The following is a 25,634-nucleotide window of genomic DNA, read 5'->3' as shown; positions in this document are numbered from 1 at the left end:
AAATGAACGACACCTTTGATCCGAGCGCCTTTCTGTCGACCGTTAGCGGGCGCCCCGGTGTGTACCGCATGTTCGACAGCGAGGCGCGGTTGCTCTACGTCGGCAAGGCGAAGAACCTCAAGAATCGCCTGTCGAGCTACTTTCGCAAGACCGGGCTTGCCCCCAAGACCGCCGCGCTGGTGGCGCGTATCGCCCAGGTCGAGACGACGATCACCGCCAACGAAACCGAAGCCTTGCTGCTTGAGCAGACGCTGATCAAGGAATGGCGCCCGCCCTATAACATCCTGCTGCGCGACGATAAATCCTACCCCTACGTCTTTCTCTCCGACGGAGAGTTTCCGCGCCTGAGCATTCATCGCGGCGCGAAAAAGGCCAAGGGCAAGTATTTCGGGCCTTATCCGAGTGCTGGCGCGATCCGCGAAAGCCTGAGCCTGCTGCAAAAGACGTTTTTCGTTCGGCAATGCGAAGACAGTTATTACAAGAACCGCACGCGCCCATGCCTGCAATACCAGATCAAACGCTGCAAGGCGCCCTGTGTCGGGCTGGTGGAGCCGCAGGTGTACGCCGAGGATGTCCGCCATTCGGTGATGTTTCTTGAAGGGCGCAGCAATGCACTGACTGACGAGTTGTCCGCCGGGATGGAAGAGGCGGCGATCAATCTCGAATTCGAACGTGCAGCCGAGTTACGGGACCAGATTGCGTTACTGCGCCGGGTCCAGGATCAACAGAGCATGGAGGGCGGGACCGGGGACGTCGATGTGATTGCCGCCTTCGTCAACCCGGGCGGCGCCTGTGTCCACTTGATCAGCGTGCGGGGCGGGCGGGTACTGGGAAGCAAGAACTTCTTCCCTCAAGTCGGTATAGAAGAAGACGTTTCTGAAGTCATGGCCGCATTTCTAGGCCAGTACTTCATCAGCAGTCCTGAACGCGACTTGCCAAGCGAACTGATCGTCAACGTGGTCCACGATGACTTTCCCACGCTGATCGCCGCCATCGACGAGTTGCGCGGTCGTGAACTGACCATCAGCCATCGCGTGCGAGGAACGCGGGCGCGCTGGCAGCAATTGGCGGTGACCAATGCCGAGCAGGCACTGAGTGCGCGCCTGGCGAATCGTCAGCACATTACGGCGCGCTTCGATGCACTGGCCGAGGTGCTGAAGCTGGATGAACCTCCACAGCGCCTTGAGTGCTACGACATCAGTCACTCCAGCGGCGAGGCGACGGTGGCGTCCTGCGTGGTCTTCGGTCCCGAAGGTCCGATCAAGGCCGATTACCGCCGGTACAACATTGAGGGCGTTACGGCCGGCGATGATTACGCGGCGATGCATCAGGCGCTGACCCGACGCTTCAGCAAACTGAAGGACGGGGAGGGCAAGCTGCCGGATATCCTGCTGGTGGACGGCGGTAAAGGTCAGTTGTCCATGGCCCGTGACGTGCTCGATGAGCTGGCCGTGCCTGACCTGATTCTGCTCGGCGTGGCAAAAGGTGCGACGCGCAAGGCCGGTTTCGAAACCCTGTACCTGAACGACGCCGCACATGAGTTCACCTTGCGCGGGGATTCACCCGCGCTGCACCTGATCCAGCAGATTCGCGACGAAGCCCACCGGTTTGCCATTACCGGGCACCGCGCCCGACGTGGAAAAACCCGTCGGACGTCTACACTGGAAGGCGTCGCTGGCGTCGGACCCACACGTCGGCGTGATTTGTTGAAACATTTTGGTGGATTGCAGGAGCTGTCTCGTGCAAGCATCGAAGAAATTGCCAAAGCCCCCGGGATCAGTAAAAAGCTCGCAGAGTTGATTTATGCAAATCTGCACAGCGAGTAGAATGCCCCCTCACCTCGTAGCCAGTTGTGCCGATGAATATCCCTAATCTGATTACCGTTCTACGCGTTCTGCTCATACCGATCTTCATTTTGCTGTTCTACCTGCCTTACCAGTGGAGTTACATGGCCTCCGCTTCGGTCTTCGCATTCGCTGCCGCGACCGACTGGCTGGACGGGTACCTGGCCCGCCGGCTGGAACAAAGCACACCGTTCGGGGCTTTCCTCGATCCGGTTGCCGACAAGCTGATGGTTGCGGTTGCATTGGTCCTGTTGGTGCAGGAACACGGAAACCTGTGGCTCACGCTGCCGGCTGCCGTGATCATCGGTCGCGAGATTGTCGTCTCGGCACTGCGCGAGTGGATGGCCGAACTGGGCGCTCGTGCCCACGTCGCCGTATCGAACCTGGGCAAATGGAAAACCGCCGCGCAAATGCTGGCGCTGGTGATCCTGCTGGCCAACTCCAAGGATTTCAGTTTCTGGGTCTTGCTGGGCTACACCTTGCTGATGGTGTCGGCTGGCCTGACTTTGTGGTCGATGGTCCAGTACCTGCGGGCTGCCTGGCCACATCTGAAGACCGACGTTGAAAAGAAATAAAACTTTTTTGAATCAAAGGGTTGACGGGGCTTCTGGATTCTATAGAATGCGCCACACCAAGACGCGGGAATAGCTCAGTTGGTAGAGCACGACCTTGCCAAGGTCGGGGTCGCGAGTTCGAGTCTCGTTTCCCGCTCCAAGTTTGTACGCATTTGATGTCGCGCTACTGACAGCAAATGTTTTGAGGCCGAGTAGCAAAATGGTTATGCAGCGGATTGCAAATCCGCCTACGCCGGTTCGATTCCGACCTCGGCCTCCACTAATAAACAAGCTCCGTAGATCTATGATTTACGGAGCTTTTTTATTTGCAGTAGCCTGCAAGATTTAGTCTTGAAAAGGGTATTTGCGAACTTGCTTCACTGGGGCGGGATGTATATATTTCCACCTCTGCTGCACAAGCGTCAGAACTGCCAGAGCGTTATTTGGCAAAAGCTTGACGCTTCACCGCGCTACCGCCCGAATGGCGAAACTGGTAGACGCATGGGACTTAAAATCCCCCGCTCGTAAGGGCGTGCCGGTTCGATTCCGGCTTCGGGCACCATATATATCAAGGGTTTGCGAGCGAAAGCTGAGCAAACCCTTGTTCGTTTCTGGTCCGCAATTATTGATCTGGTCCGCAATTCACTTCGTTGGAGAGACCTTTTTCCCCTTTCGATTGCGGATGTACTGCTCGGTCATTACGACGGTCGTATGCCCAAGTTGATCTCTGGCCTGCAAAATATCGCCGCTTGACTCCGCCTTGTCCGTGCCGGCTTTAGCGCGCAAATCGCGCATCTGGAACTCGGATTTTGCAACCCCGGCTGCTTCTCTGGCCAAGTCAAACCTTCCCCGCAACATCGCCACCGACATTGGTGTGCCATCCTCGGTAACGATCAGCCGCGTTGAGCGAACATTGTGTTCTGACTTTCGGGACATGATTCGATCAATCAAAACCTTCAGCTCCCCAGTGATTTCGATTCGGCGCTTGGCGTTTGTCTTGCCCTGCAGCACCCATATCTGACCCTCTCGGACGTCGCGTTCATCCATCAATCGAGTGTCGGTCACCCGTTGGCCAGTCAAATAGGCAAGGTCCATCGCATCCCGTAGGCCGGCGTCCGCTTTCTCGTACACGCGCTTGAACAGTGCGTCCTCGATGTAGATGTCCCGCCCCGTTTCCTTGTTTCCCTTGATTCCTGCGCAAGGGTTGGCGAGCGCGGTATAGCCGATATCCCGGGCGAAGTTCCATATTGCACTGAGCAGGGCCTTCTCCCTGTTGGCGCGCACCGGCGCCGCCTTGCGCCAGGTCAGGTATTGGCGGACGTGCAGGGGCTGGATTGTTTCGAGCGGAGCCGGCGGGTCGTCGAAGAATGACATCAGGTTTTTCAACTCCCTGACGTTGTCCTTTTGCGTTGCTGGTTTCTTTGATGGCACCACGTCGACCAAATACTTCTCGGCCACGTAACGGAGGGTGATCACCTTGGCCACCAGGTCGGTGGCGGTGCGATCACGCTCGAGTTTCGCGTACTCCATGATCGCCAGACCGTAATCGCTGCCCAGCGGAATTTCTTTGCGGTCCTTGCCGCCGGTGTCGTAGTAGTAGAAAACCCGGCCGCTGGCTTTCTTGCGCTCTCTCAGCCGGGCGATTGATCCGGGTTTGCTTGGTCGTCGTCCCATGTCAGCTAGCCTTGCGTGGTGTCCATACGGGGTTCTCTGGCTCAAACATACCGACCGCCGTCACAGCCACCGCCGTAACACTTGGCCAGCCATTCACCTTAATGGTGTGCCTGACACCGTTCTTCTTCAGGTTGAGGATTTGGCCTGCCTTGGTCCGTGCGCCGGTAAGCTCGCAGACCTCCGTGTGGGAAAGAAACTGAATGTTCATAAGCGTCTCCATGCCGTGGGTGGCGGCAGAAGGTGGGTGAGTGGAGGTGGCAGTTCGTTTGCTGAAGGCGCCAAGTCGGCGGCTGTTGCGCTGATGTTAATCAGCGTCTTGCGGGTCCGGGTGAAACCGGGTGAGTCGGTTTTCTGTGGGCATGGGGATGTCCTTCGCCGATGATCGGCTACAGTTGATAGGTCACTGATATGGAGATCGAATATGAAGTGCTTAATCTGTCAGGCTGCCGCTAGGATTGTTCAAGCGCCTGGAGACTGGTCAGAGGTCAAATGCTCAGCTGGTTGTGGACACTTCAGGGTTTCAGCGAACCTTGTTGCGAGGATGAAGTTTAAGAAGGAATCCTTCGACATCGAACGCACAAGGCGATGGCTTGATATGTCCCGGAATGAGGAGCCTGTGCCATTGATATCGACCTACGATTACAACGTTTCCTTACTACATCGGGGTGCAGAAGAGAGATCTACAAACCTGCGGAATCGTTCTAGAAAGTCGGTAACTTCAGATTAGATAGAAGTTCTTGCTTCGATCTGGCGAAGTGCATGCCGCACGGCGGTGATGACCAGCTTCATCACCGTCGTGCGCTCATCCTATGGCGGCACGACAGATTTGGTTTTCTGTGGGCATGGGGCGTCCTATGCCGGGGCTTGCCATTCTTATCGCGGACGACAGGGGCTGGCTGGATCAAAACGATTTCTTCAGGCATGACTTCGTCCTTGCCGCTATAGCGGCTGACTTTGAAGGGGAAAGTGGTGTTACTTGTGGGGAGAGGCAGAGAATTTGGAGTAAGTGTTGATATCAGTTGTGGCAAGAAGGCTGCGGCCATCTTTGAATTTTGCGTAGAAAGTTATTTCCTTTTCTTTATCACATAGCCACCAGCCTGCAACTAGTCCAACCGGACCTAAAAGCAATGCTCCAGCCAGACTCCATCGAATAACGCTCCCTTTTTTATTAACTATTTCCTCGGTTGCTGTTTCTAAAGTTTCTAGTTTTGAAATGGGTATCTTTATTTTAAGAGAGGGTTTTACTGCGGATTGTAAAATGAACAGTCCAGATTGAAATTCAGCATCACCTGCCAGAAAGTCACCGGATATCACCGTTATCTTCGACATGGTGTTTCTCTTCCGATCAGGTTTAGCCAGCTGATTACTGGGCTCCAAAGGTCCCTGTCAGTCAATCGGCTTGCGACAAAAGGTGGGGTTGATGGTCTCCATCGATACCAGATCATGGGCCTTCACAACCGTCATGCTGAGGCGGCCAGCGATCAGCACTTCCAGTCCTGCACCTTTCGAATGCTCCCAGCCAGGGAGCGTTGCCTCGGTGTCGCAGTTCATCAGGGCTGCGATGTCGCGGCACATGCAATCGTTCCAGGTTCCGCAGCCCGGGTTGAGTTCGCACAGCACCGACCTGCGCCCCTCCTGTATGGCGACTACCGCCGTGGTAACAGCGCCGCCCTCCGTGACCGGATGCGACAGGGTGTAGTGGTACTTTTGTTGTGGGTGAGCTATTAATCTTTCAGGTCGGCATGGGGTCGGTTCAAGGAGTTTGAATGGTCAGTGATCGCGAAATTGCACTTGAGCAGGCGCTTGTAGCAATTATTGGAGCGGCCATCGCCAGCGGGCTTGATGTAAAAAGCCTGATTGACAACGCGACAGCCGGCTTACTTGGAAATGCTTCATACCGCTGGGCTGAACATCCGCATGTATCAAACGCCATTAAAGTGATGATTGATGCATATGATCAAGTCAAGTAGTGGGCACTGCGCCAGTGCAATAACTAGACCGTCAGATTTCGACACCGGTCTTGGCAGACTCTTCAAACTGTCGCGACCACTTTTCCTTAACGACGATTTCAGGTCGCGACATGCTCGCAAAGCGGGCGGACTCTTCGGCAGGCACGGTTGCAAGGGTGATCAGGAGCGTTGATACAGTCTCCTGCCATTCCTTGAGCCTGTGGCGCTCGCCTAGCACCTGTCAGCCACAATTCAGCAATCAGACACCGCCATCCGTGACCGGATGCGGCAGTGTGTAGGGGGTATTCAGAAGAGAAGGGTGAACCAGTTGGCAGAATGCAGGTCCATCGAATCGGGGATTGGTACTCAGAACCTGACAGGCTTTATCCTCATAAAAATAATAAGGAGGGCGCCATGAGCTGCCTGATTTGCGCCGGAAGCGCTGAAAACATCCAGGTTGGTGGTGACTTTGAAGAGCGCGACTGCCCTTCATGCGGCCACTATCGAATTTCCAGAGCGCTGGTTTTAACGCTCATGGAGCAGGGTCAGATTTTCGATGTGAAGAGAATGAGGGGCTGGTTGGCCGAAAAGCGCGAGCTTGTCGATATTCCCGCCATTGAAATCCATGAGGCACTGCTCGTTCCCTGAGATTGGGTCGAGTGGGATCGAGGAATTGCCGAGCTCATCAATTCGGCGCGAAGTGTTCGTCGCCCGGGTCTTTTCGCAGCTCCCGCAAACTCTCATCTCGAAACATTCGCGCCACGTTTTCGCTTATCTGAACTTTGTGGCGCGGACTTTCAATCGCTTGGAATGACAGGGTTGGCCCGAGCGCATGAGCGTTCAGAATTAGGTTCTGCACCGCCTCGCTCATTTCCTCGATTCCGTTCCAGGCCATCAATTCATCAAGCTTCTGTCTTGTACCTAGTCTGACCCGGTGCCGCAGTTCCTTCTCGTCGAACTGGATCCGTTTCTCGGCGGTCTTCGCCGATCGCTCTTGTCCGCTCTTGGACATGGCCTGCCTCTTCAATTCCGTGGGCCGGTAAATCCAGCCATGTCTGTCGTCGGCGTTGCTGCACCTGGTTGCTGATGCGTCTCATGCTGCCCTCTGCTGATTCCAGACATCCACGGCGTCGAACACCTGGGCGGCCTGCTCTTCAGTCAGCGATATTTCGGCGGGGATGGCGATCCAGCCCGAAGCGACCCGGTGATTCGGATTGCTCTCGGCGACCAAGTCCTTGTAGGTTTCCTCGATCACGTCTTCGAGGTGCGCGGCCAGATAGTTGCCTTGGGGAGCAACCTCTATTGATTTAGTGTAGCGGTGCCCTCGTTGATCGCGACACTGGACGCTGAGATAGATCGTCCAACGGTGGGGGAAGTCGCAGACTGCTTCGGCCATGCGTTGTCCTGGCGGGATGCTCTTGTAGCTCTTCCTGTTGATCATCCCTTGGCGCCCGCTGGGGTCGATGTGGACCACCGCGACGTCTGGCGATTGGCCTTGGCTTCAAACTGTATGGCGAGTTCGTGAGCGGCCTTGTAGTCGTCACGGAAGGCGCGAGTCTTGCCGGTGGTGCGGTCTTTAATCTGGTACATGCCGACGCTTCTCCCGGCGACTTGGTAGCGCACCGGTTTGGCTAGCGCTGGTCGATTTATACGGCCGGCCCGGGCGGCATTAGTTTTCTGCAGTAGCACACCGAGTTCATCGAAGCGCTCTTGAAATGATGGATGCATACTGATCCCTCGGAGTAGGTGATGTGTATTCGTCAGCACTCCGCCTACCTGCTGGTTGATTAATTACCGGGGTTTGGACAGGCCCGCTTCAATGCGCTGGGTGATCTCTTCTCGATGCACTGCGACTTCCTTGGGAGCGCTTGTCCCGATGCGTACTTGTTGGCCGCTCACACCCAGCACGGTGATCGTTATGTCGTTGCCTATGTTGATGCTTTCGCCTGCTTTACGAGTCAAAATCAGCATTGTCCATTTCCTTGCATGAGTTGGTTTACATCCCGCTGCACCCTGTCGCCAAGGTGCAGCAGTGATGCTGTCCATCCAATTGCCGCCGGAGGGGCGGGGCGCATTGCTTGCCGGGTCATTCACACGGTTCTGGGGTTCACCATCGAGCAGCCGCCCAGGTTGTTCCTGTCGTTGGCAGGCTTTCGGGCCTGTCTGCTTGCCGGTCGCCGGTAGAGGCAATGCGGTCTGTTGTTTGTTGCGCTGATTGTTAAAGAGTGGCGCGGCTTTCGCTGCTGAGCCGATGGCTTGAGAAGCAAATTACTAGCGATAATAAAACCAGTCAAGACCGCAGGTAATAAAAAATACGACAGATAATAAAAAACCCGCTCAATTGCGGGCCCTCTTCACGCTTCGCAGTACTCTCGCCACCCGATCCTGATGGCACCACTCTCAAGCCGATCCATGCGGATCCCATCGGTTTCTTCAATTTCCTGCAGAACTTGGAGCCATGCTTCGGCAGATTCGTTCTCTGACCTGGTGATTACGACGGATTGGATCTTCTGCGCATGCGGCGCAGCGATCAGGCGTTGGATTCGTCGGCGCAGAATCGCACATGAAGTCTCAGATGAGTTTGCAGGAGGTGGGCGATGCATACGGTGATCCTTAGTTTTTTCATTTGGAAGCGCCACCACAAAATGTCAAACATTTGACGGGTTGGGATAGTCCATTTCGGCAAGCTGCAAAAATCTTTATACAAAAAAGAGGAATACACGCCGCAAACTTACGAAAGTGAAAGAGTTTGTGAGGACCAAAGACGAAAAAGCCCGCGCATGGCGGGCTTTCTAAAGGCAGGCTAGATGGGGGACCAATGTCCTATAGCTTTTGCAGCGCCCTTACCACGACTCCAACGATTCGGCAGTTCTCTGCACACATCTCGGTAGGGTAGGCAGGGTTCAAGGGCCTTAAGTAACGTCGACCACCGTCATCTACGAGCTTCTTGAAGGTGGCTTGGTCGCTGTCAGCCAATTTGGCCACAACAAGTTTTCCAGACTGAACATCAGCCTCGGTATCAACAAGGATCAGCGTTCCTTCAGTAATGCTTGTCCCGACCGGAGATGTCATCGAGTCGCCCTTCACCTCAAGCCAGAAGGCCGGCCCCTTAGAGTTGTAGTCCGATAACTCGTATCGATCTGAAAACCCAGGAGGGAAGGGTTCGACTGCTTCCGCCCAGGCGCCAGCAGCAACCCAGCTGATGACCGGGTAGCGGAATGACTCATTAGGTTGTCGAGTTGAAGCGACATATGAAGGTTCAGAGCTTGAAAGCTTGTCGATTTCTTTAGCAAGGCGCTCGCTAAAGGCTGAAACGGGGACTTTCAAATAGCGCGCAAAAACAGAAGCGGCCTCGATATTCAAGGCGTTTCGCCCTGTCAAATAATGGCTCGCAGCGCTCTGGCTATTGGCCTTGAGGCCTTCTATAGCAATTTTTTCTTGGCTAAGCCCGAGTTCTTTTTTCTTCGCTTTATAGAGCGCGTTCAGCGCGGCGCATTCCTGCTGCTCTACGTCGCTCAAGGGGCGTTTTTTCAAAGGTTTATTCATAAACGCACTGTATTACGTCAGGTAATATCAATCTAAGACCGCCGATATTGACTTAATAAAGACCGCAGGTAATACTTTTGTGCATGCACAGTGAAAGAGGTCCTGTATGCAGCGCATACCACTCAAAGATTTTGTGACCAAAGTTGGTCAGCTAAAAGCGGCGTCAGCGCTTCGTATGAGCCAGGGCGGCATCAGTAAAGCCTTGAAGGCAGGGCGGGAGGTTTATGTGACCGTGTTTGATGACGGCCGCTTCGAGGCGGAAGAGGTGAAGCCCTTTCCCGGCCAACCCCAGCGCTTCACAGGTTAACCAACACATTATCTAGCGCTCCATTGAAGCCAGATTAGGAGAGAGCAGTTCATATGGAAACGTCCAGTCCAAGACACAGCATTCAAACCCGGGATCAGGTGCTAGTCGCGCATGCGGCAAATCAGATCGCGCGCACCAACCTGAGTCAGGACGATTTCGCCCAGGCGCTGAGCCGGGAAATTTACGTAATCGTCCCTGCCGCGAAGATCGAATTAGCGAAGGTTCCTGATTTCGATGAACTGGCGCGGTTGAACGATGTTCTTGGGTTCGTGAGGGCAACAGGACGCTGGCTCAAGCGTGTTCAACGCTGGCTATCGAGCGAGCAAGAAATTCCTTCTTGGCTGGAAGAGTCCTGGGTCAATGCACTCGAGCCTGAGTTCCGTGATCACTGCGTGAATGAACTGGCCAGCCGTCACGGTTTGATTGGTGCCCGCCAGATGGCGACCGAACAATGCGGGAACAAAAGCTTCAGTGCGTTGATCCGCGCCTTGGGGGATGTGATCGACACGGGAAGCGAAGTTTTCGACGATCAGGTGATGAGCGAAAAGGACATGCCGCACCTACCAGCGTTCGCCAAGGAATGTCGACAAGTTGAAGCAAGGGCAGGGGAGCTTGGTCGGAAAGCCGAGGAGATGATCGAAAAGTCTCGCTCAGCATTGAAGTCGATCGCCTGAGTTATAGACACAAAAAAACCGACGGAGAAGGTCGGCTGATTCGCAAAACTAGAGAACAATGATTATGCACAGCCACATTGCCCCAAGCAATACCCTCGATGTCGTGACACGTTTCGGTCAATCGCAAAACATCTCATGCCTCACCATGTCGTCACACGATATTGCCGAGCTGATAGGCAGTTCGCATGACAATGTCCGGAAGACAGTCCGAGCGCTGGCTACCAAGGGTGTCGCGTCCTCAAATGACACCCCCTACAAAGTAACAGCCCTGAAGCCTGATCCGGAAGCCAGCATCCAGCGAGCTGCATTCGACCCTATGGTCACCCCGAAAGGCCTTGTTCGCCTTGCTGAGCTTCTGCAGGAGAGCATGTAATGGCCGGCGATTGGATCAAATTCGAACTCACTACCCTAGATAAGCCAGAGGTCTGCCAGATCGCTGACCTAGCCGACATCGATCCGGACGCGGTAGTGGGCAAGTTGATGCGTGTATGGGGTTGGTTCGACCAGCAGACGGAGAGCGGTAACGCTCCTAGCGTTAGCAAAAAGTTACTTGATCGGCTGGTGGGCGTTATCGGTTTTTGCGAGCACATGAAATCCGTGGCATGGATGCAAGAAGTGGATGGCGTAATCAGCCTCCCGCATTTCGAGCGTCATAACGGGAAAACCGCCAAAAACAGGCTTCTCACTGCCAAAAGGGTAGCCAACCACAAAGCAGCTAACGCCAAAGGTAACGTTCCAAGCGTTAGCAATGCGTTACCTAAAGAAGATGGAGAGAAGAATAAAGATCAACACAACACTCTGGGCGCGAGCGATCGTTCGGCGGCAGTCGAGATGTCGCTTGAGTGGGTGCCTGATCAACAGCTCTTGCAGGCTTACGCGCTACGTATGGCCCTACCGCTAACTACGTTCAGCGCGGAGGCCACGGCTGCTTTCGTTTGCCATTACACCGCGAGTGGTCGTTTCGAGACGCAAGCAGCCTGGGTCAGCCTGCTCGTGAAGTGGATCAAGCGCGATGTTGCCAAAACGGCCAGTTCCAACATTCGGCAATTTCCCGTGAAGCAGGTCAACGGCCCAGATTTCGACGACACGACCTGGTCTGATGACCTGGGTGACTTGTGATGACCCAAGCCAAAGGCGTGCCTCAGAGCGCCAACCGACTGCTGAGCAAGATGAGCAACCTGCCGCTCGTGACGCTGGAGCAGCGGAAACAATTGCCGCCTGGTACCGCTGATGTCGTTAACGCGCTGTTCAAGGAATTGCAGGCGATCTTCCCCGCGTGGAAGCAAGCTTGGCCCGATGATCAAGCCCTACGCGCTGCAAAACGCAGCTGGGTCAAGGCTTTCGTCGCCGCCGAGATCAATACTCTCGAGCAGATTCGGTACGGCTTGCAGAACTGCCGACAGCACGGCGGCGATTTCGCGCCGAGCGTCGGTAAGTTTGTGAAGTGGTGTCAGCCAACTCCTGAAATGCTGGGCATTCCTTCGCACGATAAGGCCCTTCGTGAAGCGCTGGTCAATTTGGACCCGAGCCGAGCACTTTCCCGCGAGTGGTCGCACCCGGCGGTACGTCATGCCGCCCTTCAATGCGAGATGCATAACCTGAACAGCCTGGTGTCCGAGAAGGCCAGCAAGGTCTTTGATCGCGCCTATGACATCACCATCCGGATGTTGGTCAGCGGACAGCCGCTCGAAGACATCGCCATTGGCATCGGCCACGACTCGCAAAAGCTCGAAACGCAACTCGCGGAAGAGTACGGCGAGGCGCGGTTGTTGATGACCATGTCGCAACAGTCGATCCCGCTTGACGGCAAGGTCGCCCGTGCCCAGTTGCTGGCTCGTTTTGCCAGTGGCCCGGGAAAACGCGAGCAGCAACAAGCCTCGCTTCCAGGTACCGGCTTGAACTCCCTCCCTGATCCAATCAATCCCACAGGTGGCTTCTGATGAATGCAGCCAAGCAACAAAACATGCTGGCCGGGCAATCTTCACTTGCCCGCAAGGTGTTCCAGGTCGTGCCAATCCAGGAGCGTTGGAGTGCCCACGACATTTTCAATTCGTTGATGGTTTCCGAAGCCACGGGGGCTCAGTTTCCGGCTGTCCGGCGCGGCTTGGGTGAGTTGAAGGAGGCAGGTCTCATTCGCGAACCCGTTAACGGTCACTTTCAGCGTACCGCCGTTACCATCAAATCCCCGAGAGAGCAGGGCATGCCAAAAGAAACCCAGTCAGCCGTTTGGACCATTAAAAAAGCCGATGCCAGCGCCCTGGATACGTTGGCGGTGCTGTCTGGCGAGGTCATCAGCTTTGCCGAGGAGGTCGGTCATCGCATGAAAAAGCTCGCCGCGCGTATCGAGGAAGTGGCGTTGTCCGTTGAGGCAGAGCGCGAGGTCAATGCTGAAGCACTCGACAAATTCAAGCTCCTGCAATCTCTGCTGAAGGAGGGCTAATGGGTAATTGGATAGCTGTGGTGAAGACCCTGACGGTGAAGCTGTCGGACGCCGAGATCGAGCGAAACGCCAAAAAATTGCATGTCCGTGATCTGCGTGATGCGAGTCATCCGGCGTTGCATTTTCGCTTCGCAAAGAATCGTTCTCGTGGCTCTTGGTACTTGCTCAGCAAGCGCGCCTGGCATCGTATTGGTGGATTCCCGGATCTGAGCACCAAGCAGGTGGTTGCGGCGCTGCCGACTGTCCGTCTGCGGGTTGCTGCCGAAGAAGGTTCAACCGTTTCTAAGTGGGTCATGACCGGTGAGCTGATTGAGTGGTACGCCGAGCGCATGGCGCGTGATCGCAACTTGTCCGGGAAGCGCAAGAAAACCGGTGCCTCCATGATCAAATGCCACCTGATGCCGCGCCTCGGCGAACTGCCATTGGCCGCCCTCGACAAGGCGACCCTCGACAGCCAGCTCATGTGGCCTCTGCAGGAAAGCATTTCCATCGACTACGTGCGTTCGGTGTTCCAGCTGCTGGCCCTGGCTTTCCGTCAGGCGTTCAAGTTGGGCCTGATTTCGTCCAACCCAATGGCGAGCATCAAGTTCAACGACTTCTCCAAAGCCAAGGTCGGGATCAAGCCTTCTCGGTTGCGTGGTACCCAACTCCAAGACCTGATGAGTCGCTTGCTCGGCGCCATGGCGAACAACCCTGCGGACTGCCTGTTGGCTCTGATGATGCTCTGCCATGGCACCCGCATCGGCGAAACCCGGCAGGCACGCTGGTCGCACATCTGTCTGGCTGAGCGTGAGTGGTTCATTCCGGCCGAACACACCAAGACCGGCGTCGAGCATCACCTGCCGTTGACCGACCAGGTGCGCAAGGTGCTCATCAGCTATCGCGAGATTCAGCGGGCCAAAGGGTATGACGGTCAGTTCCTGTTCCCGTCCCGTAACGGGAAGGCACTCAGCGAAGGGCAGGCGAGTACCGTGTTCGTGCGGCTGGGGCAGGGTGAGTGGACCAGTCACGATCTGCGCAAGGTAGCTCGTACCGGCTGGGCAGACCTCGGCATCGACCACTTGATTGGCGAGCTGCTGATCAACCATGCGATGGGGCACAACGTGAAGGTGTACATCCAGTCGGATGTGATGGGTCGCAAGCGCGATGCCCTAGAGCAGTGGCATGCGCTTCTAGATACGAAGGGTTTTGACCAGATTCATATGTTGACCGGCGTTAGATTCGGAGATTCCGGTAATGCGCTGGAAGCCACACAAGACAAGGGCTGCAAGGCCATTCAAGAATCAACCATAGGCGAGGATTTAAAACATGCAGAACGGGCAGGAGCTTGGCTTTAAGAGGCTGCGGATCGAGCTAGAGCCTTGCCCGACCTGCAAGGGCAAAGCCGTAGTGAAAGGGCTGTTTTACGAGTTGATTTGTACTGCTTGCAATGGCTCAGGCTGGGTTATTCGGGATAGCAGGTTGGTACTTTCTTCGGACGAGTTGGTGACTCAATTGAGCTTCAAATTGCAGCGGGCTCAGCGAGAGATTGAAGCCCTCCAGCGTGGCTCGTCGATACCTGGCCCGGCCGAGTACTACCAGCAGAACAACCGTCGCGGCGCCGGCGGATCAAATTACACAGGGGATTGAGAATATGATGATTCGCAAGCCGGCAGGCCGACCTTTGGGCGATACCGAGTACTTGCTGGAACAATGGGGATGGTGGCGGATGGACGGGGCGGGGATACCCCATTACACCTCACCAACCTTTGCGCTGATGCGCCAGGCAATGCCGCAGATGTCTCCGAGTAAAAATTATTGCATTACCGACGACTGGGCAATTGCTATCGACAATGCTGTGGCCAGGCTTGCGCACCGCGATCAGCAAATGGGCGATATTATCTGGCTGTACTACGGCGCTAAATGGCCCATGGTCCGCGTTGGCAAGCACTACGGCATAAGCGAAGGGAAATCTAGGGAATTGGCTAGAGCAGGAGCGGCATGGATCGATTGCGCTGTCGATGCAATACGCCAAGCCGCTTAATCAACCTGACCACCTGCTTGGAACGAATTTGACCTAGAAGCTTCGATGCATTAGCCGGCGCAAAATGACCAAAATCAGCCCTTCGTTAAGGGCTGATAGACCAGAAGCGGACGCTCGAGTATGGACGTCCAAGCAAGCTGGTTACTTGGATCTGGTTCGCCTCCGGACAAAAGCAGGTAATTCAGTGTGCCTAAGTATATAAGGATGATTGAACTTGCTATAGGTTCTGTAGGTTTTTGGCCTCCAAGGGTGTAGTGGTTCTATCGAGCCACGCCATGATGGTGTCCTCAAACAAGTGTATTTTTTGCAGTTTAGGAGCGGTCACACGTTGAGTAACATTAAGAAGGACAATCATTATGTCCCGCAGGCCTATCTTAGGCAGTGGACGATCAAAGACGAAATACCTACATACCGATTGTTAGTTCCGCATGAAAACTGCGAGATGTGGAAAAAACACTCTCCCGGCAGCATTGCCAAACATCAACATTTGTATACTTACTATTCAGGTAGCGCAGATACTGACGAAGTCGAACGCTGGCTTGACAGGGATTTTGAAAGTCCGGCGATTGTATCGATTAATAAGGTAGTGATGGGTAATCCTATTGATCCTGAGGATTGGAATAACTTATTTCGCTTTGCTGTAGCCCAGTCTATTAGAACGCCAGCCGGACTCCATCAATTTACCGAAAGGCAACAAAAGACCCTGCCAGGCTTGATCGACGACACCTTGAAAAAATCCATAGCCAAACTGGAAGCAGCGGTAAAGACCGGTGTGAAGTTACAATCCAATCCTGCTGAAGATGTCGGTAACAAGCTGCCAATCAAGGTTTCACGCGTTAAGATTTCTGATGGTGCGGAAGGGGTACAAATAACAGCGCTGAATGGGAGGAAGATGTGGATTTGGCAATTGCGTCATTTACTAACCCACACAATTCATCGGCTGCCAAAATATCGTTGGACTATCTTGCACGCCCCTCCAGGAATAACTTGGCCTACAAGTGATAACCCTCTAATTAAAATCTGTTTCAATGCAAGAGGTGAATATTACCTCAATGGCGGATGGGCCACACCCGGAGTGCAAGTAATACTCCCACTCAGCCCTAAGCATCTTCTTTACACGAAGCTGGGGACTCGCCCCCCTCCAAAAGGCACCACTATCAGTTGGCAAGAAGCAGTTTTTTTCCGCCAGGTTATTCTTGAGAGTGCGCTTCGATATGTTTTCGCTGTTGATCCCACCGAGATTCATATTATTAGACCTCGCACAGTCTCCCAAGAACGGTGCCGACATGAAATTAAAATGTGGTCGGATTGGCATAACACTCAATCTAAAGAAGAGGCTGAATACCCAGATTGAGTGCTGATGAGCGAAATAGGATTATAAGTCAGCTTAACTGGCCGGAGACTTCTAGAGAAAAACCGGGGCAAGCAGCGCTTGCCCCGAATGAGGCATTGAGTTCGTCTACCGTTTTAGGATTTTTCATAATGGGAATCGAATTCTTTAAGAATATTCGGATTATAAAAAATCTTTGGAATCCCGGTAGTGCTGCCTGGAGTGAGGTAACGCTTATGCGCAAGCTTCTCATCAGTCTCCAATACTTTACGTATGGAGTGATAGTTGTTATTTTGTTTAAAGTTTTTAAAGCGGCGAGCTAGGCGCGTGGTAAGATTCTGATAATCCCATGGGTACTTCTCAGATATATCTAGCTCAGTGATGATTATTTTTGTTGCAGTGCTATCTGTAGAGTATTGGATTGGCAATCCAGAGTCGCTTTTTACCTTTTGAAATTTTATATCAACCCTTAATGTTAAGTTATAAGAGCTTATATCGTCATCGTCATAAGTTTTTTCAATTTTACCTATGTAATCCAATACTTTCTTTTCTTTCGGATTCAGCATGATTCCTGGCGCTTCGTCAAACCCTCTAAAAAAAGAAATGGGCATTAAGTAAAAGTTGTATCTTGAAAGAATGTCGCCATGCCAACTCTTGACAATATTTGCGTAGTTTTGAAGTGAGGCACTGCCCAGTTCTTGTATTTTCAAGCTCAGCAAAAGGTCATCATTGATGAAGTGAATCGAGTTATCCCTGATTTCGCTTAGCGCCGTTATATTATCAATGACTGCCTTTTCTATCTTGCTTCCAAACTCCTCTGTAATTATCCGAAATGCTTCAAACATACTAATAGACATTGGATTTCCAGATCGATTGGTTTTCGGTCTAGAGAGCTTGGATTTTTCACCACTCTTAAGTGTTCGATATTCCATGGCATAAAGTGAAGCTATTTTATTGCTTGATAGGCTTAGTATTTTTGCCTTGAATAGTAACTCCCAAGCGTTGATGCATAATACCGAGAAACTTTCTTCTCGGTATTTAAAGTCAGGCTTATTATAAATCTCCATTGCTGATAGCATTGCAGATATGGATTTCTCCAACATGCTTCGCGAGCGTGACTTCATGCTCAAACCTCCCTGAGATATTTCATAAGAACGTGTTGAGGCTAGTGTCAACTCGGCGTCAAAGAAATTCAAGAAAAGTTATGTATTTCAGCGAGCCTTTCCCCTCTTCCCACGCTCATTCCCGAAATAAAATCGAAATCGATAGCAACCATCGCGAGCCTACTAGCCTGTCGATATTGCCTAATTCGCAAGAAAGTCGCAGATAAAACAGCCAGATCCGTAATGTATGACAGGCAATTAATGGTCGAAGTCCCTGTCGTGGAAGGCTTTATGCTATCGGCGCGCATGCGTTTTTTATGACTTGAGCTATACCTCAATGGCCACATTGCAAAGGAGGCAACCATGAGTAAAGACCGAGATAGGACAATATCCAGGCGATCCGACGGAACCTGGGAAAACAAGCGTAATGACGCAAGCCGCGCATCAAGCGTCCATGACACCCAGGTGGAGGCCCAAAAAGCCGCTCGCGAGATGCTCAAGAATCAAGGGGGAGGCGAACTGACGACGAAAGGAGTGGATGGACGAATTCGCGACAAAGATACGGTAGCTCCTGGTAACGACCCAAATCCGCCGAAAGGCTAAATTTAAGCCCCCTGACGGGGGCTTTTTACTTGCGTGCCAGAGCATTTGCTTTGAAGGGATAGTCGGGGTGCAATTTCACATTTACGCAGAAAAGCCTTTTCCGCGCGGAATAGACCTGCTTTCATAGCAGCGTGTGTTGCTGTGAACGCAGCGAGACGCCTTCTAAGAGCCCGACCATTGAGTCGGGTTTTTTTGTGTCCTTTACAAGCCCTGCCATCGAGCAGGGTTTTTCGTTTTCGGCTCCGCCACACCCATCGCTCCAAGCTTGGAGTGCTGCTGGAGCCGGACCTATTGCGCTCCCCCGAAAGGGAGGAAACCGGATGACCAGCATGCCCGACAAACCAGACACATGGCTGCTCGTTTTCGCGTGGTTGGGGCAGCATGCGCCGACGATTTACGCCGGAGCATTGTCATTCGTGGTCGGTGCCTTGCGGATCATTTATGGCGGCGGCACGCGACGACAGGCACTGCTTGAAGCTTCGCTTTGCACGCTGATCACCATCGGTTTGATCCCGTTGCTCGAGTACTTCGGTCTACCGCAGAACTTCGCCACGGCTGCGGGTGTGTTCATCGGATTTCTTGGCGTGAAGAAGATCGCCGATCTGGCTGATCGGTTCGCCGACTTCAAGTTTCCCAAATCGGATTCGACGCCATGAAGCGCTGCCCTTGGGTACTGCCTCTTGTACTCCTGCTGGCCTACGCCGTGACGGGTCACATCCACTGTGGTGATTCGTCCGCATGTCAGCCGCTTGCCGCTCAATCATTCAATCGTGAGATTTAGAGAATGGCCTACACCCAATACGAAACCGTCGTCGCCAACACGCCCGAGGAGTTGACGGCCAAAGTGGCACAGGCCATTGCCGATGGTTGGCAGCCTTATGGTAGTCCTGTCTCCATCACTGAAGGCTTTCAAGTGCTTCAGGCTGTAGTGAAGGGATCAAGCAATGTTGGCAGTGCACCGGGTGACATCACCTCTGACAACATCACGGACGCGTCGGATGTCGGTAAGGCGGTGCTGGTCAGTGTTGACGCCGCGGCTGCGCGTGCCGCAATTGGCAGTGGGACTTCGGACTTCTCCGGTAGCTACAACGATCTGACCGATCTGCCTGCCATTCCCGTCGAAGGTGATGCCGCGATGCTGGAAGCCGGCACTGACGTCGTTGCGCATACCTGGTCAGCCAAACTGATCCATGACGAGGTTGCCCGCCAGATTGCTGCGATATCCGTATGAGCCGTAAACAAGCGATCTCATCATGCAAAGTAATGCTCTTAGTCGACTGCCTCCGTTTCAAACGCAGTGAGTGACTTCGACAGACGGCAGAGGCCCGGGGACCCTGGCAACTTCCAAGGAACACGGGGCATAAGACTCGCGCAAACGCGTTAGCGGCACCCCGTCAAAGTTAGTTAACTGGTTAACTCGATTGGTTAACCAGGCTGAAAGCCTTATGGGCTGTGGCTTACAGGGCGGTTAACTTAGGAGTTAACCAGGTTAACGCGGTTCACCCATGATTCGTCTGTAAGCCACGCGGGCCGTGGTCTGTAGAGCGGTTAACTAAGGAGTTAACCGAGTAAAACAGTTGGTTAACTCCCACAGTCGCTATAAACACGCCTGAAAGCCAAACGGGCTGCGGCTTTCCAGCGGTTAACCAGAGTTAACCGAGTAAATTAGTTGGTTAACTCTGTTAACTCGCGACTCCGCCGGGTTAACCGAAAGGCATGGACATGACAGCACTCACCAAAGCGGAGTTCGCCGCTCGCCAAGGCTGGTCGAAACCTTATGTGTCGAAACTGGCCAAGAGCGGTCGCCTGGTTCTGATGGCGGACGGCATGGTGGATGTCGAGGCCACGGACCGACTCCTGTTCAGCACAGCGGATCCGAGCAAAGCTAATGTGGCGGCGCGGCATGAGCGCGAACGAACTCTGCGCAAGCCGGAAGGGCAAGCCTCAGTCCCGTCCATTGAGTACGAGCTTCCACATTCAGTTTCAAGCCAGGCGCCATTGTCCATCGAGGGCATTCCGGACTTTCAGGAGTCTCGCGCCTATCGCGAGTTTTATGAGTCACGCCTGACCGAGAGCGAGTTTCACAGGAATCGCGGCGCCCACGTCGAGTTGGAGGCCGTTAAAACGGCGGCGTACACGACCGGGCGGATGTTACGGGATCTGTTGTTGGGTATGCCGCCACAGTTGGCCCCCGAATTGGCCGCCATGAGTGATCACTGGCAAATCGAGAAGCATCTCACTGCCGCATTGCGCCGGGTGTTGGACGATGCCGAACGGATGTCCTCGACAGACCTCATCCATTCTTTGACTGCAGCGAGCTAATCCATGTCAGCGGAAATGCCCGACGGTGCAGCGGTGTACCGGGAGGCGTATTTCCGCGGGCTGCGGCCAGAGCCGGATGTCTGGATCGATCAGTGGGCTGACGAGTTCATGCGCATCCCGCGGGATGCAGGGGCCGCCGAACCCGGGCAGTACCGCACGGCGCGTACGCCGTATGCCCGCGAGCCCATGCGTTGTTTGTCACCAGCCCATCCGTGCAAGCGCGTGGTCACCATGGTGGCCTCGCAGTTGATGAAAACCCAGATCGCTTTGAACTGGATTGGCGGCCTGATCCATATGGCGCCGTCCAACATTCTCACGCTGCTGCCCAGCCTGGGGTTGGCCAAACGAGTCTCGTCGCGCATCGGCAAGACCATCAAGGCGACCCCAGTGCTGCGCGAACGAGTGGCGGCGAACCGGGCGCGCGATTCGCGCAACACCATGGACACCAAAGAGTTTGAAGGTGGTTCGCTGTATGTCACCACCGCGGGCTCGGCGGCGAACCTGTCGGAGTTGTCGGCCCGGTACATCTATGGCGATGAAGTGGATCGCTGGGTGGTGGACGTGGGCGAGGAGGGTGACCCGATTGAGCTGGCTGAAACCCGGGGCAGTACGTTTGGCCGCAACGCCAAGTTCTACTTTTCCAGTTCGCCGACGATCCGGGGCGCCTCGCGCATTGCCGATCTGTTCGAGACCAGCGACCAGCGTTTTTACTACGTGCCGTGTCCGAATTGCGGGCACATGCAAGTCCTGGAATGGGAACGCCTGCATTACTCGGCGGATTGCCAACGGGCACACTACCAGTGCGCCGGGTCTGACTGTGATGTGTTGATCGAGGAGCACCATAAGGGAGAGATGTTGGCCAAGGGCGAGTGGCGCGCCCATGCCCAAGGTGATGGCGAAACCGTCGGCTTCAACCTCAATGCGTTGTACTCGCCGCCCGGCTGGACCGGTTGGGCAGCTCTGGCCAAGCAGTTCGAGAAGGCCAAAACAGCTATGTCCCGTGGTGATCTTGAGCCGATGCAGGTGTTCTACAACACTCGTCTGGCCAAGGTCTGGGACAGCGCCCAAGAGCAGACCAAAGCCGATGTGCTGATGGCTCGGGCCCGCCTGGAAACCTATGGTTTGGGGGCGATGCCATTCGCCGTGCTGATGCTCACAGCCGCGGTCGATGTCCAGGCCAACCGGCTGGAGTTCATGGTGGTGGGTTGGGGGGCCGGCATGGAGCGCTGGATCATCGACTATCAGGTGATCTGGGGCGATCCCTCCGACGAACGCACCTGGTCCGTGCTCGACGACAAACTCAAGGCGCGTTATCCGCATCCGTGTGGCACGGACCTGACAATCCGGGCAGCCGGCATCGACTCCGGCGGCAACCACACCGACGAGGTGTACCAGTTCTGCCGGCTGCGGCGCTGGCGCAACATCTTCGCGGTCAAGGGCGCGAGTAAGTCGGGTCGGCCGGTGATTGCGCAGCGGCCATCGATGATGGATGTCACCTGGAAAGGCCTGACCGAGCGCAAAGGTGTCGAGCTCTGGTTCATCGGTACCGACACGGCCAAGGACTGGATTTACAACCGCTATCCGGTGGAGGACGGTCCCGGCGCGTTGCACTTTGCCAACGACCTGCCGGATGATTTCTTCGCCCAGTGCGTCGCCGAGCGCAAGGTGACTCGCTACATCAAAGGCTACAAAAAAATCGAATGGGTCAAGGGCAAAGCGGAGCGCAACGAAGCCCTCGACTTGATGGTGTACAGCCTGGCGATGGCGCATTACCTGGGCCTGAATCGCTACAAGGAACACGACTGGGAACGAGTGAGAAGCGCCCTGTTGCAGGCGGCGCCTGCGGGTGAAAAAACCATTGCAGTCGAACGTGTCCGCGCTCCGGCACCATCTCCGCAGCAACCACCTGATCCCGTATCGCCACCGGCCAAGCCGGTAATAGCACCGCTGCCTATTGCACGGCCGCCACAGCGTCGAAGCTCCAGCAGCGGCTACCTCAAAAAACGACGCTGAGTGAAGGCGCACCGTTGCAACCCACGTTGTCTTATTACTTTAGAGCGATCCCCATGGCTTTTACCCAACAGCAACTCGATGCGGTCGAGAAGGCAATTGCGCGTGGCGAAAAAATCGTGCGTTACGCCGATCGCAACGTCGAGTACCGCGACATCGACGAATTGCTCAGGGCACGCGACGAAATTCGTAGCTCGTTGATCGCGGCGGCCGGACCTCGTTCGCGCATCGTGCGGCTTTACCATGGAGGCAAGGGACTGTAATGGCTCGTCACTTTCCCACCTTGGGCCGCAGCGGATTCTTGATTCCCTCGAACATCAAGGCCAGCTATGAAGGGGCTGCCGAAGGGCGCCGCTCTGCCAGCTGGGATGCGCCCGACGCCGGTTTCAACAGCATTGCCATTCCGGCGCTGCGCAACCTGCGCTCGCGTTCCCGCGCGGCGGTGCGCAACGACCCGTACGCCTTCAACATCATCGACAAGCGGGTCAGCAACCTGATCGGCACCGGCATCACGCCGCGGCCAAAAACCCAGGATGACGAGCTTCGGCATTTGCTGCAGGAGCTTTGGGCCGACTGGACCGAAGAATCCGACGCCGATGGTCTCACCGACTTTTACGGACAGCAGGCGTTGATTGCCCGGACAGTGGAAACAGCCGGTGAATGTTTTGTCCGCCTGCGCCCGCGCAGCCGCGATGAGGGGCTGGTGGTGCCGCTGCAACTCCAGGTGCTGGCGCCGGAGTTTGTGCCACACGACAAATCCGAAATGGCCCGTAACGGCAACGTCATTCGCGCCGGCATTGAGTTCAGCCCGGACAGCCGCCGGGTGGCGTACTGGATGTATCGCTCGCATCCTGGCGATGCCTCGTCGTTGAACAGTGGCTACAACCAGCTGGTGCGCGTACCGGCCAGCCAGGTGCTGCACATTTTTGAGCCGGTCGAACCGGGTCAGCTGCGTGGTCTGCCGCGTTTATCGCCGGTGCTCAAGCGCCTGCGCAGTCTGGACAACTACGACGATGCGGTGTTGTTCCGCCAAGAGGTGGCCAACCTGTTCGCCGGCTTCATCAAGAAGCCATCACCGGATGACATTCAGACGCCGGTTGACCCAGTGACCGGTGCGCCGCTGAATCTCGCCTCGGATGGCTTCACGCCCATGGTGGCGTTGGAGCCCGGGACCATGCAGGAGTTGCTGCCAGGCGAGGAGGTCGAGTTTTCCTCGCCGCCAGATGCCGGCAACAACTATCCGGATTTCATGCGTCAGCAATTGATGGCGGCAGCGGCCGGCGCCGGGATGCCATACGAGATCCTCACCGGCGACATGCGCGAAGTGAACGACCGAGCGCTGCGAGTGGTGCTCACTGAGTTCCGGCGTCGACTGGAGCAGCTGCAATTTGGTGTGTATGTGCACCAGTTGTGTCGCCCGGTGCGGGCTGCGTGGATGGACATGGCGGTGCTCAGCGGCGCCGTGTTGTTGCCGGACTACGCCCAACGACGCCGTGAGTACCTGCGTACACGCTGGGTGCCACAAGGCTGGGCGTATATCCATCCGGTTCAGGATGTTCAGTCACGCACGATGGAAGTGAACGCCGGCTTTGCCTCGCGTAGCGAAATGGTCCTGCGCACCGGTTATGACGCCGAAACGGTGGACGAAGAAAACGCCGCCGATGCCGAGCGCGCTCGCGGCAAAGGTCTCAATTACAGCACGCTCGTCGAACTGCTCCAGGCGTTCGACGACAAGGAGCAGACATGAGCAAGAAAACGCCGCCGCGTATTTACAACAAGGCCGGCCAGCAAGTGCCGGTGCAGGATAAAAGCTGGTACGCCGTACACGCCAGCGGCGAAGCGACCGAGCGTGTAATCGAAGTCTTTGTGTATGGCGAAATCGGCACCTGGGGCATTACCGCGAGTCAGTTCATGCAGGATCTACGCGCGGTCGACGACGGCGTGTCGCCGGTGATCGCGGCGTTCAACAGCATCGGCGGCGACCTGTTCGACGGGTTGGCTATGCACAACACCTTGTCGCGGCTGGGCGAACGTTGCACGGCGCGTGTCGATGCATTGGCTGCAAGTGCGGCCAGTGTCGCGGTGTGCGGCGCACACAAAGTGGTGATTGCGTCCAATGCGATGCTGATGATCCACAACCCTTGGACCTATGCGGCTGGGGATGCCGATAGCTTTCGCAAAGTGGCGGATGTCCTCGATCAAACCATGGAGGCGATCATCGCGGCCTACAAGGCCAAGGCACCGGACATCGATGAGGCGGAGCTGCGAGGTTTGGTGGCTGCCGAAACCTGGTTGACCGCCAGCGAGGCGGTTGCCTTGGGGCTGGCCGATGAGGTGGGTGACGGGGTGCAGGTCAAAGCGTGTCTGGGGCAGGGCGGGGTGATGCAGCGTTATCAGCACACCCCAGCTGAATTGCTGGCCCAGCTCGATGAGTTGCCTGAGCCAGATTCGGAGCCGGCGCCAAACGACCCACCCAAGCCGGTGACGGACTCGGCCAAGTTGGCGTTGTTGATCACTCAACGTTGCGCGGTGGCGGGGATCAGCAATCTGGTCGCGCCATTGCTCAGTTCGACCCAGCTTGAAAGCGAAGAAGTCGTCCAGGTGGGGTTGACCCGGGCCAAGGCGGTGTATGACCTGTGTGTCGCGGCACGACTGCCAGAACTCAGCCTCGAGTATGTGGCCGCGGGGCTGGATGAGCCGGCGGTACGCGCGCGGCTGTTCGACAAGATCGTCAGTAGCGGCAACGGTTTCGAAATCGACAACAGCGTGCCCCTCCACGAGGACCCAGCACCGAAGGTGCAGGCGAAACAACCGAATCCGTCTTCGATCTGGGCAGCCCGTCAGGCCGCGCAGGCGGGGCAATCCAACAGTGCAAAAGGAGCACGAGCATGACCGTAAAGTACGAAACGCTGCACGCTGGCGAGTTTCTGCTCTCTGAAGGGGCCGGGAAGATCTCTCGTGAATCCATTCTGGTGGCCGCCGGTGCCGCACTGAATGCCGGCCAGGTGCTGGGGCTGGTCACGGTGACCAATGAGTTTGCCCCCTACGATCCCGCCGCCACCGACGGCTCCGAAGTGGCGGCCTGCATCCTCTACGGGCCGCTGGGCGAGTCGACCGAGGAGCGTCGCGCCAGTGCCGTGGTGCGGCTGGCCGAGGTCAGCGAGGTGCATTTGACCGGTTTCGACGCTGACGCTGAAGCCGCCTTGGCGGCTCAATTTGTGATTGCCCGCTAAGTCTGCCCCCTTTTATCCCAAC

General features: G+C 55.5%; 33 protein-coding genes, 3 tRNA genes and 1 pseudogene. 26 read left to right on the top strand and 11 right to left on the bottom strand.

What is annotated here, in order from left to right:
• Positions 1-2 precede the first annotated feature (2 nt).
• The 5 genes from uvrC to PspS34_RS15540 all read left to right on the top strand — a co-directional run bounded on the left by uvrC (position 3) and on the right by PspS34_RS15540 (position 2,960).
• On the top strand, positions 3-1,826 hold the full coding sequence (uvrC, locus tag PspS34_RS15560; protein WP_057714618.1) for an excinuclease ABC subunit UvrC: 1,824 nt from the start codon (positions 3-5) through the stop codon (positions 1,824-1,826).
• Between the two features lie 32 nt (positions 1,827-1,858).
• Positions 1,859-2,419 (top strand): CDP-diacylglycerol--glycerol-3-phosphate 3-phosphatidyltransferase, encoded by a 561-nt coding sequence (gene pgsA, locus PspS34_RS15555; protein WP_057714620.1) that lies wholly within the window; start codon positions 1,859-1,861, stop codon positions 2,417-2,419.
• Between the two features lie 63 nt (positions 2,420-2,482).
• Positions 2,483-2,558, top strand: a tRNA-Gly gene (locus PspS34_RS15550).
• A 46-nt stretch (positions 2,559-2,604) separates the two neighbouring features.
• Positions 2,605-2,678 (top strand) — tRNA-Cys (locus PspS34_RS15545).
• A 195-nt stretch (positions 2,679-2,873) separates the two neighbouring features.
• A tRNA-Leu gene (locus PspS34_RS15540) sits at positions 2,874-2,960 on the top strand.
• A gap of 80 nt (positions 2,961-3,040) precedes the next feature.
• Here the strand turns inward: PspS34_RS15540 and PspS34_RS15535 are convergent.
• From PspS34_RS15535 to PspS34_RS15520, 4 genes are all read right to left on the bottom strand, one after another.
• Positions 3,041-4,072, bottom strand: a complete 1,032-nt coding sequence (locus tag PspS34_RS15535) for a tyrosine-type recombinase/integrase (protein WP_159390123.1) — start codon at positions 4,070-4,072, stop codon at positions 3,041-3,043.
• Position 4,073: 1 nt separating this feature from the next.
• Positions 4,074-4,280, bottom strand: coding sequence for a DUF4224 domain-containing protein (locus PspS34_RS15530; protein ID WP_159390122.1), 207 nt, complete (start codon positions 4,278-4,280; stop codon positions 4,074-4,076).
• Between the two features lie 764 nt (positions 4,281-5,044).
• Positions 5,045-5,401 carry a hypothetical protein gene (locus PspS34_RS15525; protein ID WP_159390121.1) on the bottom strand — a complete coding sequence of 119 codons (357 nt, stop codon included), beginning with the start codon at positions 5,399-5,401 and terminating at the stop codon, positions 5,045-5,047.
• A 57-nt stretch (positions 5,402-5,458) separates the two neighbouring features.
• Positions 5,459-5,692 (bottom strand): DUF4406 domain-containing protein, encoded by a 234-nt coding sequence (locus PspS34_RS15520; protein WP_275113785.1) that lies wholly within the window; start codon positions 5,690-5,692, stop codon positions 5,459-5,461.
• A gap of 146 nt (positions 5,693-5,838) precedes the next feature.
• Here PspS34_RS15520 and PspS34_RS15515 point away from each other — a divergent pair, with 146 nt between their 5' ends.
• Positions 5,839-6,042 carry a hypothetical protein gene (locus PspS34_RS15515; protein WP_159390119.1) on the top strand — a complete coding sequence of 68 codons (204 nt, stop codon included), beginning with the start codon at positions 5,839-5,841 and terminating at the stop codon, positions 6,040-6,042.
• 393 nt (positions 6,043-6,435) lie between these two features.
• On the top strand, positions 6,436-6,669 hold the full coding sequence (locus PspS34_RS15510) for a hypothetical protein (RefSeq protein WP_159390118.1): 234 nt from the start codon (positions 6,436-6,438) through the stop codon (positions 6,667-6,669).
• Between the two features lie 37 nt (positions 6,670-6,706).
• Here the strand turns inward: PspS34_RS15510 and PspS34_RS15505 are convergent, their stop codons facing one another.
• The 6 genes and pseudogenes from PspS34_RS15505 to PspS34_RS15480 form a co-directional block, all read right to left on the bottom strand.
• A complete protein-coding gene (locus tag PspS34_RS15505; RefSeq protein ID WP_159390117.1) occupies positions 6,707-7,033 on the bottom strand; it encodes a hypothetical protein in 327 nt (108 codons plus the stop codon).
• Positions 7,034-7,114: 81 nt separating this feature from the next.
• Positions 7,115-7,501, bottom strand: a pseudogene (locus tag PspS34_RS15500) (hypothetical protein); the annotation flags it as partial.
• Entirely contained in the window at positions 7,459-7,611 is a 153-nt protein-coding gene (locus PspS34_RS15495) for a hypothetical protein (protein ID WP_159390116.1), read from the bottom strand. The gene PspS34_RS15495 and the pseudogene PspS34_RS15500, both read right to left, overlap by 43 nt.
• A 201-nt stretch (positions 7,612-7,812) precedes the next feature.
• Positions 7,813-7,992: a carbon storage regulator CsrA gene (gene csrA, locus PspS34_RS15490; protein ID WP_159390115.1), complete on the bottom strand. Its 180-nt coding sequence runs from the start codon at positions 7,990-7,992 to the stop codon at positions 7,813-7,815.
• Positions 7,993-8,375: 383 nt separating this feature from the next.
• Positions 8,376-8,624, bottom strand: coding sequence for a DUF1654 domain-containing protein (locus PspS34_RS15485; protein WP_159390114.1), 249 nt, complete (start codon positions 8,622-8,624; stop codon positions 8,376-8,378).
• Positions 8,625-8,844: 220 nt separating this feature from the next.
• Positions 8,845-9,567, bottom strand: coding sequence for a S24 family peptidase (locus tag PspS34_RS15480; RefSeq protein ID WP_159390113.1), 723 nt, complete (start codon positions 9,565-9,567; stop codon positions 8,845-8,847).
• Positions 9,568-9,673: 106 nt separating this feature from the next.
• Here PspS34_RS15480 and PspS34_RS15475 point away from each other — a divergent pair, with 106 nt between their 5' ends.
• The 10 genes from PspS34_RS15475 (at position 9,674) to PspS34_RS15430 (ending at position 16,365) form a co-directional block, all read left to right on the top strand.
• Positions 9,674-9,874, top strand: coding sequence for a Cro/CI family transcriptional regulator (locus PspS34_RS15475; protein ID WP_108217324.1), 201 nt, complete (start codon positions 9,674-9,676; stop codon positions 9,872-9,874).
• Positions 9,875-9,927: 53 nt separating this feature from the next.
• Positions 9,928-10,548, top strand: coding sequence for a hypothetical protein (locus PspS34_RS15470; RefSeq protein ID WP_159390112.1), 621 nt, complete (start codon positions 9,928-9,930; stop codon positions 10,546-10,548).
• Between the two features lie 64 nt (positions 10,549-10,612).
• Complete coding sequence (locus PspS34_RS28600; protein WP_238786583.1) at positions 10,613-10,921, top strand: hypothetical protein; 309 nt, start codon at positions 10,613-10,615, stop codon at positions 10,919-10,921.
• Positions 10,921-11,667 (top strand): DnaT-like ssDNA-binding domain-containing protein, encoded by a 747-nt coding sequence (locus PspS34_RS15460; RefSeq protein WP_159390111.1) that lies wholly within the window; start codon positions 10,921-10,923, stop codon positions 11,665-11,667. The genes PspS34_RS28600 and PspS34_RS15460 overlap by 1 nt, the downstream gene beginning before the upstream one ends.
• Positions 11,667-12,488, top strand: a complete 822-nt coding sequence (locus PspS34_RS15455; RefSeq protein WP_159390110.1) for a replication protein P — start codon at positions 11,667-11,669, stop codon at positions 12,486-12,488. The genes PspS34_RS15460 and PspS34_RS15455 overlap by 1 nt, the downstream gene beginning before the upstream one ends.
• Positions 12,488-12,988 carry a hypothetical protein gene (locus PspS34_RS15450; RefSeq protein ID WP_159390109.1) on the top strand — a complete coding sequence of 167 codons (501 nt, stop codon included), beginning with the start codon at positions 12,488-12,490 and terminating at the stop codon, positions 12,986-12,988. The genes PspS34_RS15455 and PspS34_RS15450 overlap by 1 nt, the downstream gene beginning before the upstream one ends.
• Entirely contained in the window at positions 12,988-14,325 is a 1,338-nt protein-coding gene (locus PspS34_RS15445; protein ID WP_159390108.1) for a site-specific integrase, read from the top strand. The genes PspS34_RS15450 and PspS34_RS15445 overlap by 1 nt, the downstream gene beginning before the upstream one ends.
• Positions 14,297-14,617 (top strand): hypothetical protein, encoded by a 321-nt coding sequence (locus PspS34_RS15440; RefSeq protein WP_159390107.1) that lies wholly within the window; start codon positions 14,297-14,299, stop codon positions 14,615-14,617. Before PspS34_RS15445 ends, PspS34_RS15440 begins: the two co-directional genes overlap by 29 nt.
• Before the next feature lie 4 nt (positions 14,618-14,621).
• Entirely contained in the window at positions 14,622-15,011 is a 390-nt protein-coding gene (locus PspS34_RS15435) for an antiterminator Q family protein (RefSeq protein ID WP_174245519.1), read from the top strand.
• A gap of 328 nt (positions 15,012-15,339) precedes the next feature.
• Positions 15,340-16,365 (top strand): DUF4238 domain-containing protein, encoded by a 1,026-nt coding sequence (locus tag PspS34_RS15430; RefSeq protein WP_159390106.1) that lies wholly within the window; start codon positions 15,340-15,342, stop codon positions 16,363-16,365.
• Positions 16,366-16,478: 113 nt separating this feature from the next.
• Here the strand turns inward: PspS34_RS15430 and PspS34_RS15425 are convergent, their stop codons facing one another.
• Positions 16,479-17,465, bottom strand: coding sequence for a DUF3644 domain-containing protein (locus PspS34_RS15425; RefSeq protein WP_238786582.1), 987 nt, complete (start codon positions 17,463-17,465; stop codon positions 16,479-16,481).
• Between the two features lie 342 nt (positions 17,466-17,807).
• On the opposite strand from PspS34_RS15425, the gene PspS34_RS15420 reads away from it, so the two are divergent.
• The 9 genes from PspS34_RS15420 (at position 17,808) to PspS34_RS15380 (ending at position 25,612) form a co-directional block, all read left to right on the top strand.
• Positions 17,808-18,047, top strand: a complete 240-nt coding sequence (locus tag PspS34_RS15420) for a DUF2188 domain-containing protein (RefSeq protein WP_159390105.1) — start codon at positions 17,808-17,810, stop codon at positions 18,045-18,047.
• A 320-nt stretch (positions 18,048-18,367) separates the two neighbouring features.
• Positions 18,368-18,703, top strand: coding sequence for a phage holin, lambda family (locus PspS34_RS15415; RefSeq protein ID WP_159390104.1), 336 nt, complete (start codon positions 18,368-18,370; stop codon positions 18,701-18,703).
• Positions 18,704-18,831: 128 nt separating this feature from the next.
• Positions 18,832-19,278 (top strand): DUF1737 domain-containing protein, encoded by a 447-nt coding sequence (locus tag PspS34_RS15410; RefSeq protein ID WP_159390103.1) that lies wholly within the window; start codon positions 18,832-18,834, stop codon positions 19,276-19,278.
• A gap of 491 nt (positions 19,279-19,769) precedes the next feature.
• Positions 19,770-20,369, top strand: a complete 600-nt coding sequence (locus PspS34_RS15405; protein ID WP_159390102.1) for a terminase small subunit — start codon at positions 19,770-19,772, stop codon at positions 20,367-20,369.
• A gap of 3 nt (positions 20,370-20,372) precedes the next feature.
• On the top strand, positions 20,373-22,382 hold the full coding sequence (locus tag PspS34_RS15400; RefSeq protein ID WP_159390101.1) for a phage terminase large subunit family protein: 2,010 nt from the start codon (positions 20,373-20,375) through the stop codon (positions 22,380-22,382).
• 53 nt (positions 22,383-22,435) lie between these two features.
• Positions 22,436-22,642: a hypothetical protein gene (locus PspS34_RS15395; RefSeq protein ID WP_027923826.1), complete on the top strand. Its 207-nt coding sequence runs from the start codon at positions 22,436-22,438 to the stop codon at positions 22,640-22,642.
• A complete protein-coding gene (locus PspS34_RS15390) occupies positions 22,642-24,126 on the top strand; it encodes a phage portal protein (protein WP_159390100.1) in 1,485 nt (494 codons plus the stop codon). Before PspS34_RS15395 ends, PspS34_RS15390 begins: the two co-directional genes overlap by 1 nt.
• Positions 24,123-25,271 (top strand): head maturation protease, ClpP-related, encoded by a 1,149-nt coding sequence (locus PspS34_RS15385; protein WP_159390099.1) that lies wholly within the window; start codon positions 24,123-24,125, stop codon positions 25,269-25,271. The genes PspS34_RS15390 and PspS34_RS15385 overlap by 4 nt, the downstream gene beginning before the upstream one ends.
• Positions 25,268-25,612, top strand: coding sequence for a head decoration protein (locus tag PspS34_RS15380; protein WP_159390098.1), 345 nt, complete (start codon positions 25,268-25,270; stop codon positions 25,610-25,612). The genes PspS34_RS15385 and PspS34_RS15380 overlap by 4 nt, the downstream gene beginning before the upstream one ends.
• Positions 25,613-25,634: the final 22 nt, after the last annotated feature.

The sequence above is a fragment of the Pseudomonas sp. S34 genome (assembly GCF_009866745.1).
GTDB classification, from domain to species: Bacteria; Pseudomonadota; Gammaproteobacteria; order Pseudomonadales; family Pseudomonadaceae; genus Aquipseudomonas; species Aquipseudomonas jessenii.
This window is presented reverse-complemented; position numbering and strand designations above follow the sequence as displayed.